We start from the raw sequence: 15364 nt of genomic DNA, 5'->3' as shown, positions 1-15364 counted from the left end.
TTGTCCAAAGCCCCGGCAACGGAACGCAAGACGGAAACGAGCGCGCAACCGCGCGGGCTTGAATATTCCCCCTTGCCGGGCGTTGCCGACGAAATGCTCGATACCAACGGCAAGGTCAGGCCGGTCTGGAAGACCCTGCTCGACGCCCTGTCACGCATGTCGGAGCGGGAATTGCACGAGCGCTTTGCCCGCACCGACCGCTATCTGCGCGATGCGGGCGTGTTCTACCGCGATTACGGCAAAGGCAGCAGCGAAAGAAACTGGCCGATCTCTCATATTCCGGTCCTGATCGACGACAGGGAGTGGGCGGTTCTCTCCGAAGGACTGAAACAGCGCGCCAATCTTCTGGAAGCCATGGTCGCCGATTTTTACGGCGAAAACCGGCTGGTCAAGGAAGGTTTCGTACCCCCGGCCCTGATCGCCTCCAATCCGGAATATCTGCGGCCCATGGTCGGCGTGAAACCGGCAAGCGGCCATTATCTGCATTTCTGTTCCTTCGAGATCGGGCGCGGACCTGACGGCAACTGGTGGGTGCTGGCCGACAGGACGCAGGCGCCTTCCGGTGCGGGTTTCGCGCTCGAAAACCGGGTGGCCACCACCCGTGCACTTTCTGATATCTATGCCGAAACCCATGTGCACCGTCTGGCCTCGTTCTTCGGTGCTTTCCGCGACACGCTGCAGGCGCAAAGAAAGCACCCCGACGACCGGATCGCCGTGTTGACGCCCGGCCCCGCCAACGAAACCTATTTCGAACACGCCTATATCGCCCGTTATCTCGGCTTCATGCTGCTGGAAGGCGAAGACCTCACCGTCGTCAACGGCCGCGTCATGGTCAGAACCGTAGCGGGATTGAAACCGGTCGGCGTTCTCTGGCGGCGTCTCGACGCCTCCTATTCCGACCCGCTGGAGCTGAACCAGCAATCGCATATCGGCACGCCGGGCATGGTGCAGGCGCTACGCAATGAAGCGCTCACCGTCGTCAATGCGCTCGGCAGCGGCATTCTCGAAACGCGGGCGCTGCTTGCCTTCATGCCGCGCATCTGCCGCCACATTCTGGGCGAGGAGCTGAAACTGCCCTCCATCGCCACCTGGTGGTGCGGGCAGGAATCGGAACGCCGCCATGTCGCCGGCAATATAGAAGGCATGGTCATCGGCCCGGCTTATTCCCGGCTTCCCTTCTTTGACGACAACGGACAATCCGTGCTCGGCTCGTCGCTGCGCGAAACGGCAAAGGAATCGATCAGCGACTGGCTCGCCTCCGACGGCCATAGACTGGTGGGACAGGAAGTGGTGACGCTTTCGACAACCCCGGCCTATATCGACAACAAGCTCGTGCCGCGCCCGATGAGCCTTCGCGTTTTTGCTGCGCGCACCCAGGATGGCTGGCAGATCATGCCCGGCGGCTTTGCCCGTATCGGCAGCAGCAACGATGTCTCCGCCATCGCCATGCAATCGGGCGGAAGCGCTGCGGATGTCTGGATCGTCAGCGACAAGCCGGTGGAACGCACCACGCTTCTGCCGGCGGAAGAAAGCTTCACCCGCAATATGCCGGGCAGCCTGCCGAGCCGCGCAGCCGACAATCTCTTCTGGCTCGGCCGTTATATCGAGCGTTCGGAAGGCGCCCTGCGCATCCTGCGCGCCTGGCACGGGCGTTATGCCGAATCCGCAGATCCGCGCCAGCCTCTGCTCGCGCATGTGACACGCTATCTCGAAGCGCTCGATGTGGAGATGAGCGATGCCGTGCCGGAAAGCCTGCTGAACAACATCAACAGCGCGCTTTATTCCGCCAGCAATATCCGCGACCGCTTTTCGCCTGACGGGTGGCTGGCGCTGAACGACCTTGCCAAGACCGCCCGCCGTTTCCACGCGAAAGTCGCCCCCGGCGACGACGCTACCCATGCCATGACGATCCTGCTGCGCAAGCTTGCGGGCTTTGCCGGTCTCGTGCACGAAAACATGTATCGCTTCACCGGCTGGCGTTTCCTGTCGATCGGCCGTTACCTGGAGCGCGGCCTGCATATGACACGTCTTCTCGGCCATATGACCGGCCCGGATGCGCCTGACGGCTCCTATGACATGCTGCTCGAAATAGGCGACAGCGTCATGACCCATCGCCGCCGCTACAACGTCAATACGGCCGGCCTGACCGTGACCGATCTTCTGGCGCTCGACCCGCTCAATCCCCGCTCGATCCTGTTCCAGCTGAACGAGATCCGCACCGAGGTGGAACAGCTGCCGAATGCCTTCGTGAACGGTCAGATGTCGCCCTTCTACCGCGAGGCGATGCGCCTGCATTCCGGGCTTGCGGTCATGACGCCGGAAACCATGAACGGCGCAATCTATCGCCAGCTCGAAACCGACATGGAACATCTCTCCGATGTTCTGGCCCGGACCTATCTCGGATAATCCTATGCTTTACGATCTTTCCCTGCATATGGGTTACACCTACGACACGCTGGCCCACGGCGCGCGCCACATCATCCGTGTCCTGCCGCTCTCCATCCCCGGCCGGCAGCGGCTTGTCGCCGGCTCCATCGACGTTTCGCCGGTGCCGGAAGAACGTGCCACCTTCGAGGACTTCTTTCATCAATCGGCCACCTCAGTGCATCTGCGCGCGCCGCATGAAAAGCTGGATATCCGCATGCAGGCCCGCGTGATGGTGGAGGCGCCGGCGCTGACGGCGGATTTCTCCCCGGAACTTTCCCGCCTGCCGCAGGACCTGGCCGATGTCTGGTCGCTCGATTTCCAGTCGCCGCACCACTTCATCGGCGCAAGCCCGAGGATCGGAATGGATGCGGCAATATCAGCCTATGCCCGGGAATTGCTGAAACCGGGAATGACCATTCGCGAAATCGCGCTCTCTCTGTGCAAACGCATCCACAAGGACTTTACCTATGACGGCGAGGCGACGACCGTCGATACGACGCCATCGGAAGCCTTCAAGCTGAAGCGCGGCGTGTGCCAGGATTTTTCGCATATCATGATCATGGCGCTGCGCAGCCTCGGCATTCCCGCCGGTTATGTCAGCGGTTTCCTGCGCACCATTCCGCCACCGGGCAAGGAACGGCTTGAAGGTGCCGATGCAATGCACGCCTGGGTTCGCGTCTGGTGCGGAGAAGCCGCCGGTTATCTGGAACTCGATCCCACCAATGATATCGTCGCCGGAAGCGACCATATCGTCGTCGGTTACGGCAGGGACTATTCCGATGTCGCCCCGGTGATCGGTGTCTTGAAGAGCTATGGCAACCAGCAGATAAAACAGGCCGTCGACGTCATCCCCGTCCAATAATGACACTATGTGTATTATTGCGGCTATCGCGCCAAACAATTCTTGAAAATACTTCGAAAACTGCTCCAATTTGATCGCTGCGTAAAATTGAACCGATCACGTTAGCGGATTTTACATCGTTTGCGGCTTCTCTGTGCTCAGTCGAATATTCTAATCCGTGAGCCCGTCATGACCGCCTCTGCACATCAAAAACCGAAGCGCCGTTTCCTTGCCGATACCAGCGGCAATTTCGGTATGATGACGGCCATTCTGCTGCCGGTGTTGCTGGGTTTTGCCGGCGCCGGCATGGAGTTGGCGAATGTGATGCAGGTGAAAGCGGATATGCAGAATACCGCGGATTCTGCAGCCCTTGCGGCAGCGACCGAGGCCCGTTTGAAAATGGGCGACCTGACGGACGAGCAGATCAAGGCAATCGCCAAGAACTTCATCGCGGCCCAGATGGAAAAGAACCTGACCGCGGAAGAGAAAAAGGAACTGGAGCAGAATTCTCCGACCAATATCACGAAGACGGAAAATGCCCGCGGCAAAACCTACACCGTCGAGACCACGATCAACCACCGCGTACAGCTCAATCCGCTGCTCGGGTTCATTGGCGCAAAAACACTCGACCTTTCGGTAACCGGCACCGCAAAGAGCACCGTCAACAAGGGCGCACCGATCTCCATGTATCTGGCGCTTGATCGTTCCGGTTCGATGTCATTCAAGACGGACACCATCAATACCGCGAAAAAATCGTGCCCGGTTTATACGGCTGACAATTGGGGTACCAGCGAAGCGAAGGCCACATCCAGTCCCTGCTATGTCAACAAGGCCACGTCGCTCAAAACCGCCGTCGGGTTCCTCGTCGCAACATTGAACAAGGCTGATCCGACCTATACCGCAAGCGGCGGTTCAGAGCTCGTTCGCACAGGTGCCTCGGTCTATACGCATGAGACCTATGCGGCCCAGCCCATCAGCTGGGGTACGGGTAGCGTTGTCAGCTACGTGGACAAGCAAATCCCGGAATTCCCCACCGGTGGCACGGATGCCCGCAGCAGCCTGAACGCCGCCTACAATGCCCTAAAAAAATCCAACACCGACGAAGCGAAAGCACATAAAGACAAAGGCAGTGAATCGTTCGAGCGCTACATTGTTCTCATGACCGACGGTGAAATGACGGGCAACAGCGCCTCGTGGAATTCCAGCATCGACCAGTCCGTGCGCACGACCTGCGAGACCGCCAAGAAAGACGGGATCAAGATTTTCAGCGTCGCCTTCATGGCGCCGGACAAGGGCAAGTCGCTGTTGCAATATTGCGCATCCAGCCTCGACAATTATTACGCGCCGGAAAACATGGAGCAGATCGTCACAGCCTTTGGCGAAATCGCTCGCAAGGCTGCCGGCAGCATAGCCACGCTCACCAACTGATCTGTTTCCGGAGCGTCTTGTCGGCTGCATGGCTGACAAGACGTGTGCGGCAGGTGACAGCGGCGGCGGCCCGTGGCATAGGAGGGCCGCTCCCATTCACAGGCCCTGTCATGATCCGCATCGAAAACATCAGCAAATCGAACAGTCACCGTATTCTCTATATCGAGGCCTCCGCCGCGCTCAATCGCGGCGAGAAGATCGGCCTTGTCGGCCCGAACGGCGCCGGCAAGACCACGCTGTTCCGGATGATCACCGGCGAAGAGCAGCCCGACGAGGGCCAGGTCGTCGTCGAAAAGGGCATGACGGTCGGTTATTTCGATCAGGATGTCGGTGAAATGTCCGGCCGCTCGGCCGTCGCGGAAGTCATGGAAGGCGCAGGCCCCGTCAGCGAAGTGGCGGCGGAGCTTCGGGAACTGGAAGCCGCCATGTCCGATCCCGACCGGATGGACGAGATGGACACCATCATCGAACGTTACGGCGAAGTGCAGGCGCGTTATGAGGAACTGGACGGCTACGCGCTTGAAGGCCGTGCGCGCGAAGTGCTGGACGGGTTGAGCTTCAGCCAGGAGATGATGGACGGCGATGTTTCCAAGCTTTCCGGCGGCTGGAAGATGCGCGTGGCGCTTGCGCGCATCCTCTTGATGCGCCCGGACGTGATGCTGCTCGACGAACCGTCGAACCATCTCGATCTCGAAAGTCTGATCTGGCTCGAAGATTTCCTGAAAAACTACGACGGCGCTTTGCTGATGACGTCGCATGACCGCGAATTCATGAACCGCATCGTCACCAAGATCATCGAAATCGATGCCGGCAATCTCACCACCTATTCCGGCGATTACGGCTTTTACGAACAGCAGCGCGCGCAGAACGAAAAGCAGCAGCAGGCGCAGTTCGAACGCCAGCAGGCCATGCTCGCCAAGGAAATCAAGTTCATCGAACGCTTCAAGGCCCGCGCTTCGCACGCCTCGCAGGTGCAGAGCCGCGTGAAGAAACTCGAGAAGATCGACCGCGTCGAGCCGCCAAAACGGCGTCAGACGGTGGCTTTCGAATTCGCACCGGCGCCCCGGTCGGGCGAGGATGTCGTGGCGCTGAAGAAGGTGAACAAGGCCTATGGCAGCCGCACGATCTATGGCGAGCTCGATTTCATGGTGCGGCGCAAGGAACGCTGGTGCATCATGGGTGTCAACGGCGCTGGAAAATCGACGCTGCTGAAGCTGGTGACCGGCACGGCGGAACCGGATTCCGGCAATGTCACCCTCGGCGCCAGCGTCAAGCTCGGCTATTTCGCCCAGCACGCCATGGATGTTCTGGATGGCGACAGCACCATTCTCGAATGGCTGGAGGAACGTTTTCCGAAGGCGGGGCAGGCGCCGTTGCGCGCCCTTGCCGGCTGTTTCGGCTTTTCCGGCGACGACGTGGAAAAACGCTGCCGTGTTCTTTCCGGCGGTGAAAAGGCCCGTCTCGTCATGGCGGCCATGCTGTTCGATCCGCCGAACTTCCTCGTGCTGGACGAGCCGACCAACCATCTCGATCTCGACACCAAGGAAATGCTGATCAAGGCCCTGTCGGATTATGAAGGTACGATGCTGTTCGTTTCGCACGACCGCCATTTCCTGGCCGCGCTGTCGAACCGGGTGCTGGAATTGACGCCCGATGGCATCCACCAATATGGCGGCGGCTATACCGAATATGTCGAAAGCACGGGACAGGAAGCACCGGGCCTTCGCAGCTAAGCCACCTGCCGGACGCGTCGCACTGTAACGGCAGCTTTCGTTTGGAGACTGAACAGATGCGGATCGTGGTCTACAGCGCCAAACCCTATGACAGGCAGTTCCTTGACGCTGCCGCCCACGCTGGCATGCGGATGCAATATTGCGAAGCACGCCTGTCTCTCGAGACAGTGGCGCTGGCGAAAGGAGCGGCGGCGATCTGCGCCTTCGTTAATGACGACCTGTCGCGGCCAGTACTCGAAAAGCTTGCGGAAATGGGTGTCCGGCTCATCGCCCTGCGCTGCGCCGGTTTCAATCAGGTCGATCTCGCCGCCGCCGAAAAGCTCGGCCTGACCGTTGCGCGCGTGCCGGCCTATTCACCCTATGCGGTTGCCGAACATACCATGGCGCTCATCCTGTCGCTCAACCGCAAGATCCATCGCGCCTATAACCGTGTCCGCGAAGGAAACTTCGCCCTCGATGGCCTTCTCGGCTTCGATCTTCACGGCAAGACGGTCGGCATTGTCGGCACGGGCAAGATCGGGGCGATTTTCGCGCGCATTGCGGCCGGCTTCGGCTGCCGTCTCGTCGGCCATGACGTCCGGCCAAATCCGGATTGCGAAGCACTGGGCATGGTCTACGTCACGCGCGAGGAACTGTTTCGAACATCGGACATTCTGGCGCTGATGTGCCCGCTCACACCGGAGACCCGTCACCTCATTCGCCGGGAGACGCTGCCGCTTCTGAAAAAGGGCGTGATGCTCGTCAATACCAGCCGCGGGGCCATCATCGACACGCAGGCGGCAATTGCGGGTCTGAAAGACGGCACCATCGGCAGTCTCGGCATCGATGTCTATGAAGAAGAGGCTGATCTCTTTTTCGAGGATCTTTCCAACGATGTGCTGCGCGACGATGTTTTCGCGCGACTGCTGACCTTCCCCAATGTTCTGGTCACCGGCCATCAGGGCTTCTTCACGCAGGAGGCCCTCAGGAACATCGCGGACACCACGATCGGCAATATCGAAAGCTTTTTCGGGACCGGCAGGGCGCTACATGCCGTTTCCACGGAACAGTTTGCCGGCTCCGCCTAACGTCTCCCGCCAGAATCGAAAAGATTTTTACTGTCATTATTTGCCGCCTCCGCACGAAAGCGGGTAAAATTGGTATGATCATTGAGTTTTACTGAAATTCATCATACATATTTGACGGGCTTCACGCCTGCCTCGATTTCAATGCATGGTGACCGACGTGCCTGAACAGCAAAAACAGCGCAGCAAATCCTCCGGTTCTCTGGTCAGCAGAGTTAGCCTCAGCCTGAGAAACGCGATTGCCTCCGGGCAATATGGACCCGGTGACCGCTTGCCCAGCGAAATCGAAATGACGGAAACCCATGGCGTCAGCCGCACCGTGGTGCGCGAGGCGGTGACGGCGCTACGCTGCGACGGGCTGGTGGAGGTGCGTCAGGGGGCGGGTATTTTCGTGCTGAAGCGTGAAAAGGACGCGTCGCCCACACCCGGTATCGACCGCGCCCGGCTCTCTTCCGATCTGGAGGTGCTGGAAATCAGGACGCCGCTCGAAATCGAAGCGGCAGGGCTCGCCGCCCTCCGCCGTTCGCCATCGCAGGAGGAAGCGATTTTCGACTGTCACGCCCGGCTTCTGCAATGTATCGAGGAGAACCGCTCCATTCGCGAGGCGGATCTGGCGCTGCATCTGGCCATTGCGGCCGCCACCAACAATCCGCTCTTCACACAGTTCCTCGAGCTGCACGGTCAGGCCGTGATTCCACAATCGCGCGTGGTTTCCGAAACCGGCGAGAACGACCAGACAGCTTACCGGCGATTGATCCACAAGGAACATGAAGCCATCGTCATCGCCATATCGGACCGGAACGAACAGGCCGCGAAGCTGGCGATGCAGGCGCATCTGCGCGGCAGCCAGCACCGTTACCGCGACATGATGCGCGATCTGCGCGGCATCGCGCACAGCTAAAGGATTTCCAGTAAAACCGGGGCGTCGCTTTATGCTCCAAAAGGCGCGATCAGGAGCTACGGCGCTTCCCGCAGATCCGCCCCCCAGACCTCGATCTGCGTCAGCGCGGGAAAGGGCGAAGGATCGTCGGCTTTTTTAAGATCATGCAGACGAATCCATTCCACGCGGCGCGGCACGACCGGGAAGGTTTGGGCCGCACCGGTTTTTTGCAGGGAAAAGCTTGCGCTTTCACCGTCGGAAAAAGTGACGCTCGCTTTTTCCCACCAGGCATCATGGGGGAAGTCCGCCCGCAGGTAAAAAGTCAGCTGGTCGATGAGGACCGCGCGGCCGAATACGAGGGTCAGCGAAGCTTCGGGATCGCGGTTGATGCCCCAGCTTGTATAGGGCCAGAAGCCGTGGCCCGCGCTCGCCTTTTCACCATCGATGACATTGCGGGCTGCGAAGGCCGCCTCCCCACGCGTTTCCGTGCTCGCATAAACGTGCGGAAACAGCGAGGTGTTTTCATGATCGTCAAACGGGTTGAGAGCCAGATTCCTGCGAACTCCGATTTCACCGGCAAGTGTACGGCGCGCGGCGATCCGGTGAAGGTTCCCGCTGAAAGCCTGCGGCGGATAGGATTTGCGTTTCGCCGCGGAGGGAACGGGCAGGATGAATTCGTTTCCGTGCAGGAAAACCAGCGTCGGCGGCATGCCGGCATCGAGCGCAAGCCAGATATGACCGGGCTGCGAAACCTCGACGACAAGCCTGTCGCCCTCGCAATATTCTGCGCGATAGACGAGCAAAGCTTCATCCTCCGCCCCGGCTTTCGCCAGAACATCACCCAGCGCATTGACGACCTTGAGTGTAAGTTTCATCGGCACTTCCTTAACTGATCGTCAGGCACAGACGCTGGGCTGCGATGGGGATGAGAATGCGATAGATCACCGGTGGCCATGACTGGCGAAGGCGGGCATCGTCGATTGTTATGGCTTCGATGGCGGGTTCTCCTGCGCCTTCGCAGGCTATCTCTCCCAGCCCCGCAAAGATCAGCCGACCCGGCATGACGACGGGCTTTTCGGCGACCATCAGCGACAGAACCGCCTCCTCCCCGCCCTGATAGTCGTCAAGGACTTCCACATGGCTGCCACGCAGCAGTCGGACGCGGCGGCGATAGTGCTCAACACGCGCCACGGCGGGGTAGGCCTCGGCTATATCGAAAGAGACTTCCGCCTGCTCTTCGGAAAATTCGGTCACAAAATCTCTCGCCGCAAACTCGGCCCCGGCGACCTGCATGACGCCGCCGAAAGTCGGCAGATTGTGAAAGGCCGATTGCATCGTCCAGATGTCATAGCGCTGCGGCGAGAAGGTTTTTGCGGTGTAGGTTTCCACCCCAACATCGATGATGAACGGCCGGCCGTTCTTATAAAGCGTGAAACTGCCGACATCGTTGTGGTTGTGGCTCTCGCCATTATTGCCCGCCTTCACGGCAAGATCGAAAACCCCATCGCGGGCAATCGTCAGACCGATGCCGGGATAGGCGATGTCGGTCTTTGCCGGTTGCACCGGAACAGGCGCGGACAATTCCGGGATGGCAAGCACCGCCTGGACCCGATACCAGAGGTTCAACTCCTTGCACATCAGCCGATCCGGTGAGCGGTTCCAGCAGGCGGCAGCGAAAGCCTGGAGCGGCGGCGAAGAAACAGCATTGCCGAAGAGATATTCCCGCACGCCGGATGTCTCGACCTTCGCCGGCGCATCGGCGAAGTTGAAGAACCGGTCTTCCGCCACGTGCATGTTGAGAATGAATTCGGCCATACTGCGCAGCTTCGGCGTAAGAAAGAGCGGCGCCATGAAGCCGGGCACAGAGGCTTCGAGAATGCTCATCGCCCCGAACAGGCAAAGCGCCGCGTGGCCATAATAAAGAACGCCCTCTTCGCAGGCGCCGTCTTCCGCATAATCCTTCTGAAACGCATCGAGACTCTTGAGCGCCTTTTCCACGACCGAACGCCTCGTCGACTGGTCGGTGGGCAATAGCAGCGTCGAGAGAAGGACGTTCTGGGTGATCCAGGCCGTCCAGTTGTTCATCCGCTCGTCGCCATTCCCCATCCACCAGAAATGCCGGGCGAGATAAGGCCTCGTAATGCGCCGGTCGATCTCGGCGCGGACGCGGGAAACGAGGTTTGCATTTGCCCTTTTCAGTTCCGGTGCCAGCAGATGCAGGCACAAAGCAAGATTGGCGCCCGTTTCGGCAGCGAACAGGTCGATCACCGGGTTTTGCGGATCGGGCAGAGGATCTCGTGGGCCGCCGCGAATATGGGAATTATGGGCGGGTAATTGCCAGCCGCTCTCCTCGCATATCAGCCAAAGACCATCGATGATGGCATCGAGAAAGCGGCCCTGCCCCTCGGCGCATTCTCCAAGAACCAGCGCGTTCAGCTTCAGTCGACGGGAAAAATAAAGCGCCTCGAAACGATCGCGATTGCCGGTGCGGCTATATTCCCGATAGTCGCCCGCCAGAATGACGGACCAGGGCTCGTCGAGCGTCTGTTCCGCCGCCTCGATGAGACTACGCAAAACCGCGCCCGCTGCTGAAGACCGTATTTTCTGCGCCGTCAGTTCCGCGCCGAAATCGGCGAACCGTTCGGGCAGAAGCCGCATCATTTCGACAAACACGCCCTCAAACCTCCCGCGCGTTCCGCAATCCGATATGGGCCTCCTATCATACGTATTTTTGAAAAACCAGAAAATTTGTCTGACTTTATGTAAAGTTGTTTGACCAATATCGATATTGTGTTATCCAGAGCGCGGGAGGCGGCAGGGCGAGGACCCGGACCGCAATGGAAAATGCAGGCAGCCGGCACCGATGGAACAGTGAAACGGCGGCAATGGGAGATATGCTGTGGCAATCGCAACCGCGACCATGTCCGACAAGCAGGCGACTCCGTATCGCAGGAAAAAACTCCGCATCGTCTCCAAACGGCGGCGCGGAATAGAAAATGCGCTCGTCGCCTATTCCTTCATTGCGCCCAATTTTCTCGGCTTTGCGATTTTTACACTCGGACCGATCCTCTTTGCCTTTGCGCTGGCCTTCATGCATTGGGATGGCTCCAATGCCATGCGTTTTGCCGGTCTCGATAATTTCTGGCGGCTTTTCGAGGACAGGGCCTTCATCGCGGCCTTCTGGAACACGGTCATCTACACCGTCGCGTCAGTGCCGGCCACGCTCGCCTGCGCGCTCGGGCTTGCGATCCTGCTCAACCAAAAAATCCTCGGCCGCAATTTCTTCCGCACGGCCATGTTCTTTCCATACGTCGCATCGCTGGTCGCCGTGGCCGTCGTCTGGAACATGATTTTCAATCCGGAGATGGGTCCGGTCAACATGCTGCTCTATACGCTCGGCCTCGATCCCGCCGACATGCCGGGATGGGCGGCGGACCGGCACTGGGCCATGGTTACGGTCATTCTCTTCGGCGTGTGGAAGAGCATGGGTTATTACATGGTCATCTATCTCGCCGGGCTGCAGGGCATCAATTCGGAGCTTTATGAAGCCGCGGGGCTGGATGGCGCCAATGCATGGCAGAAATTCATCCACGTCACCCTGCCACAGCTTGCTCCAACGACCTTTTTCGTCACCGTCATGCTGACGATCCAGTCCTTCAAGGTTTTCGATCAGGTCTATATGATCACACAGGGCGGCCCCGGCACTTCGACGCTGGTTCTCGTCTATCACATCTACAATGAGGCCTTCATCTCCTGGGATCTCGGCTATTCCAGCATGATCGCCCTCGTCCTGTTCTTCCTCGTCCTGCTGGTCACCATCGTCCAGTTCAAACGGCAGCGGGAGGATTGATCCATGCGCATCATGGGCCGCAAAATCCCCGCCGCCACGATCGGCATCTATCTCACGGTGATCGTCGTCACCATCGTCATGCTTCTGCCCTTCGCATGGATGCTGTCGGCGTCGCTGAAACTCAGCCGCGATGTCTTCGCGTTCCCGATCGAATGGATACCCTCGCAGCCGCGCTGGGAAAACTATGTGGAAATCTGGACGAAAATCCCGCTGGCGCTCTTCATCTACAACACGTCGAAGCTGACGATCATCGTCACACTGTTGCAATTGCTGACCTCAAGCTTTGCGGCCTACGCCTTCGCCAAGCTGCATTTTCCCTACAAGAACACGCTGTTTCTCGGCTATATCGCCACCATCGCCATGCCCTGGCAGGTCTATATGGTGCCGCAGTTTCTGCTGATGCGCGAATTCGGGCTCAACAATACCCATCTCGCCCTGATTTTCCTGCAGGCCTTCACCGCCTTCGGCGTTTTCCTGATGCGGCAGTTTTACATGTCGATCCCGAACGAGCTCTGCGAGGCGGCGCGCATCGACGGTATGAGCGAATACCAGATCTGGGCGAAGATCATGCTGCCGCTTTCCAAACCGGCGCTTTCCACCTTGACGATCTTCACCTTCGTCACGACCTGGAACGACTTCATGGGTCCGATGATCTATCTCACCAAGACCGAGCTGAAGACCATCCAGATCGGCCTGCGCATGTTCATTTCACAATATTCGGCGGAATACGGATTGATCATGGCCGCCTCGGTCGTGGCGCTTGTCCCGGTTCTCGTCGTTTTCCTGGCGTTGCAGCGCTTCTTCGTCGAAGGCGTCGCCTCCACCGGCCTCAAGGGTTGATTTCATGCTCGATTTGACCACGTCCCTCCCAACCCCGATCACAGACGCCGAAATCGATGCAGCGCTGGCCGTGGCCGTCGCGCAGGTCAGGCGCAATCTTCCGCAATTTACCTATGCGGCGCAGAACCATTCGAGCGTGAAGAACTTTTACCCGGCAGTCGCCAACGACCAATGGACCGCCGGTTTTTGGCCGGGCCAGATATGGCTCGCCTTCGAGCATACCGGCGACAGGACCTTTCAGCATGCGGCGCAAATTCAGGTGCAGAGTTTCCTGCACCGTATCGAAAACCGCATCGAGACCGATCACCACGATATGGGCTTTCTCTACTCGCCCTCCTGCATCGCCGCATGGAAACTGGTGGGCGATGAGGATGGAAGACGCGCGGCGCTGATGGCGGCGGACCAGTTGATGGAGCGGTTCCAGCCGGTCGGGCAATTCATCCAGGCCTGGGGCCGCAGGGATAATCCCAACGAATATCGCTATATCATCGACTGCCTTTTGAACCTGCCGCTGCTCTATTGGGCGAGCCGCGAAACGGGCCGGGAAGACTACCGCACCGTGGCGCTTGCCCATGCCCGCACCACGCTTGCCCATTCCGTCCGGCCGGACGATTCCACCTATCATACATTTTACATGGACCCGGAGACCGGCGCGCCGGTGCGCGGCGTCACGAAACAGGGTTACAGCGATGAGAGCTACTGGGCCCGCGGACAGGCCTGGGGCATTGCCGGCATGGCCATTTCCTATCGATATGAGCGCCTGCCCGCCTATCGCGACACCTTCGAGCGGCTTCTCGCCTTCTATCTCAAACGCCTGCCCGACGATCTCGTACCCTATTGGGATCTGATTTTTGCGGATGGCGATGGCGAACCGCGCGACAGCTCGGCGGCGGCCATCGTCGCCTGTGGCCTCCTGGAAATGGCGGAGCTGGAGACGCCGGAAAAGGCGGCGGAATATCGCGATCTGGCAAGGCGCATGGTGAAAAGCCTCGCCGATATCTATTCGGTTCGCGATCCCGCGATCTCCAACGGGCAGCTTCTGCACGGCACCTATTCCAAGAAGACGCCCCATAATACCTGCCGGGGCGAAGGCGTCGACGAGTGCGTCTCCTGGGGCGATTATTATTATCTGGAAGCGCTGATCCGGCTTTCGCGCAACTGGTCTTCCTATTGGTGAGCGCGAGGAACAGATGGCTAGCATTTCCCTGAAAAAACTCAACAAGACCTTCGGCGCGCTCAAGGTCGTTCACGATATCGATCTGGATATTGCCGACAAGGAATTCATCATTCTGGTCGGCCCTTCCGGATGCGGAAAATCCACGACGCTCAGGATGATCGCCGGGCTGGAGGAAATCTCCGGCGGCGAGTTGCGTATCGGCGAGGACGTGATGAACGATGTGCCCTCGAAGGATCGCGACATTGCCATGGTGTTCCAGAACTATGCGCTTTACCCGCACATGACGGTCTACAAGAACATGGCCTTCGGTCTGGAACTCCGAAAGGCGCCGCGCGATCTCATCGACACCAAGGTCAAGGATGCGGCGAAAATTCTCGACATCACCCATCTCTTGAACCGCAAGCCGAAAGCGCTCTCCGGCGGCCAGCGCCAGCGTGTCGCGCTCGGCCGGGCCATGGTGCGCAACCCGGAAGTCTTCCTGCTCGATGAGCCGCTTTCCAATCTCGACGCCAAGCTGCGCGGCACCATGCGTTCGGAAATCTCCAAGTTGCACAAGCGGCTGGACGCCACTTTCATTTATGTCACCCACGATCAGGTGGAAGCCATGACCATGGCGGACCGCATCGTGGTGATGAAGGATGGGCATATCCAGCAGGTGGATACGCCGCAAAATCTTTACGACCGGCCGATCAACATGTTCGTCGCGGGTTTCATCGGCGCGCCGCAGATGAACATGCTGCCAGTCACGCTGCGCCGCGACGGCGACCGCTTCATCGCCCTGTTCGACGGCAATCCGCTGCCTCTGCCGGCAGGCATCGATACCGCAAGCCTGCTCCCCCATGAAGGAAAGGACATCGTTCTCGGTATCCGTCCGGAAAACTTCCACGAATTCGCCCCGGCGGATATCGATGCCGCCAATGTCGCACCCTTCCGGGCGACGGTGGAACTGGCGGAACCGATGGGATCGGAAGTGCATCTCAACCTCGTCTCCGGCGGCAGAAACCTTGTTGCGCGCGTCTCACCGCGTTTCAGGGCGAAGATCGGCGATCCCGTCGAACTGGTGGCCGATCTGACGAATGCGCAGCTTTTCGATCCCGCCACCGAGCGATCGATCCTTTATTGAG

Annotated in this window: 12 protein-coding genes; 10 read left to right on the top strand and 2 right to left on the bottom strand. The window is 59.3% G+C overall.

Annotated features, from left to right (window positions below):
• The 6 genes from ACQZ5N_RS06060 (at window position 1) to ACQZ5N_RS06035 (ending at window position 8394) form a co-directional block, all read left to right on the top strand.
• Entirely contained in the window at window positions 1-2406 is a 2406-nt protein-coding gene (locus tag ACQZ5N_RS06060) for a circularly permuted type 2 ATP-grasp protein (protein ID WP_448732412.1), read from the top strand.
• Window positions 2407-2410: 4 nt separating this feature from the next.
• The gene (locus ACQZ5N_RS06055; RefSeq protein ID WP_059757870.1) at window positions 2411-3289 is read left to right on the top strand and encodes a transglutaminase family protein; all 879 of its coding nucleotides are present in this window, start codon (window positions 2411-2413) and stop codon (window positions 3287-3289) included.
• A gap of 168 nt (window positions 3290-3457) precedes the next feature.
• Complete coding sequence (locus tag ACQZ5N_RS06050) at window positions 3458-4696, top strand: vWA domain-containing protein (RefSeq protein ID WP_448732411.1); 1239 nt, start codon at window positions 3458-3460, stop codon at window positions 4694-4696.
• Window positions 4697-4806: 110 nt separating this feature from the next.
• On the top strand, window positions 4807-6429 hold the full coding sequence (locus ACQZ5N_RS06045) for an ABC-F family ATP-binding cassette domain-containing protein (RefSeq protein WP_003519640.1): 1623 nt from the start codon (window positions 4807-4809) through the stop codon (window positions 6427-6429).
• A 56-nt stretch (window positions 6430-6485) separates the two neighbouring features.
• Window positions 6486-7496: a 2-hydroxyacid dehydrogenase gene (locus ACQZ5N_RS06040; RefSeq protein WP_448732410.1), complete on the top strand. Its 1011-nt coding sequence runs from the start codon at window positions 6486-6488 to the stop codon at window positions 7494-7496.
• Window positions 7497-7641: 145 nt separating this feature from the next.
• Window positions 7642-8394, top strand: a complete 753-nt coding sequence (locus ACQZ5N_RS06035) for a FadR/GntR family transcriptional regulator (RefSeq protein ID WP_020808597.1) — start codon at window positions 7642-7644, stop codon at window positions 8392-8394.
• Window positions 8395-8450: 56 nt separating this feature from the next.
• Here ACQZ5N_RS06035 and ACQZ5N_RS06030 read toward each other — a convergent pair whose 3' ends face one another.
• Both ACQZ5N_RS06030 and ACQZ5N_RS06025 read right to left on the bottom strand, forming a co-directional pair.
• A complete protein-coding gene (locus ACQZ5N_RS06030) occupies window positions 8451-9248 on the bottom strand; it encodes a carbohydrate-binding protein (RefSeq protein WP_448732409.1) in 798 nt (265 codons plus the stop codon).
• Window positions 9249-9258: 10 nt separating this feature from the next.
• Complete coding sequence (locus ACQZ5N_RS06025) at window positions 9259-11046, bottom strand: heparinase II/III domain-containing protein (RefSeq protein ID WP_448732408.1); 1788 nt, start codon at window positions 11044-11046, stop codon at window positions 9259-9261.
• Between the two features lie 247 nt (window positions 11047-11293).
• Between ACQZ5N_RS06025 and ACQZ5N_RS06020 the strand changes: the two genes are divergently transcribed.
• Genes ACQZ5N_RS06020 through ACQZ5N_RS06005 form a run of 4 tightly spaced genes read left to right on the top strand, consistent with a single transcriptional unit; the run spans window position 11294 to window position 15363 of the window.
• Complete coding sequence (locus ACQZ5N_RS06020; protein ID WP_448732552.1) at window positions 11294-12223, top strand: carbohydrate ABC transporter permease; 930 nt, start codon at window positions 11294-11296, stop codon at window positions 12221-12223.
• 3 nt (window positions 12224-12226) lie between these two features.
• Entirely contained in the window at window positions 12227-13063 is an 837-nt protein-coding gene (locus ACQZ5N_RS06015) for a carbohydrate ABC transporter permease (RefSeq protein WP_448732407.1), read from the top strand.
• Between the two features lie 4 nt (window positions 13064-13067).
• Window positions 13068-14240 carry a glycoside hydrolase family 88 protein gene (locus ACQZ5N_RS06010; protein ID WP_196378555.1) on the top strand — a complete coding sequence of 391 codons (1173 nt, stop codon included), beginning with the start codon at window positions 13068-13070 and terminating at the stop codon, window positions 14238-14240.
• Window positions 14241-14253: 13 nt separating this feature from the next.
• Window positions 14254-15363, top strand: a complete 1110-nt coding sequence (locus ACQZ5N_RS06005; RefSeq protein ID WP_448732406.1) for an ABC transporter ATP-binding protein — start codon at window positions 14254-14256, stop codon at window positions 15361-15363.
• Window position 15364 lies beyond the last annotated feature (1 nt).

It is taken from the genome of Agrobacterium sp. 22-221-1 (assembly GCF_053522445.1).
This window is presented reverse-complemented; position numbering and strand designations above follow the sequence as displayed.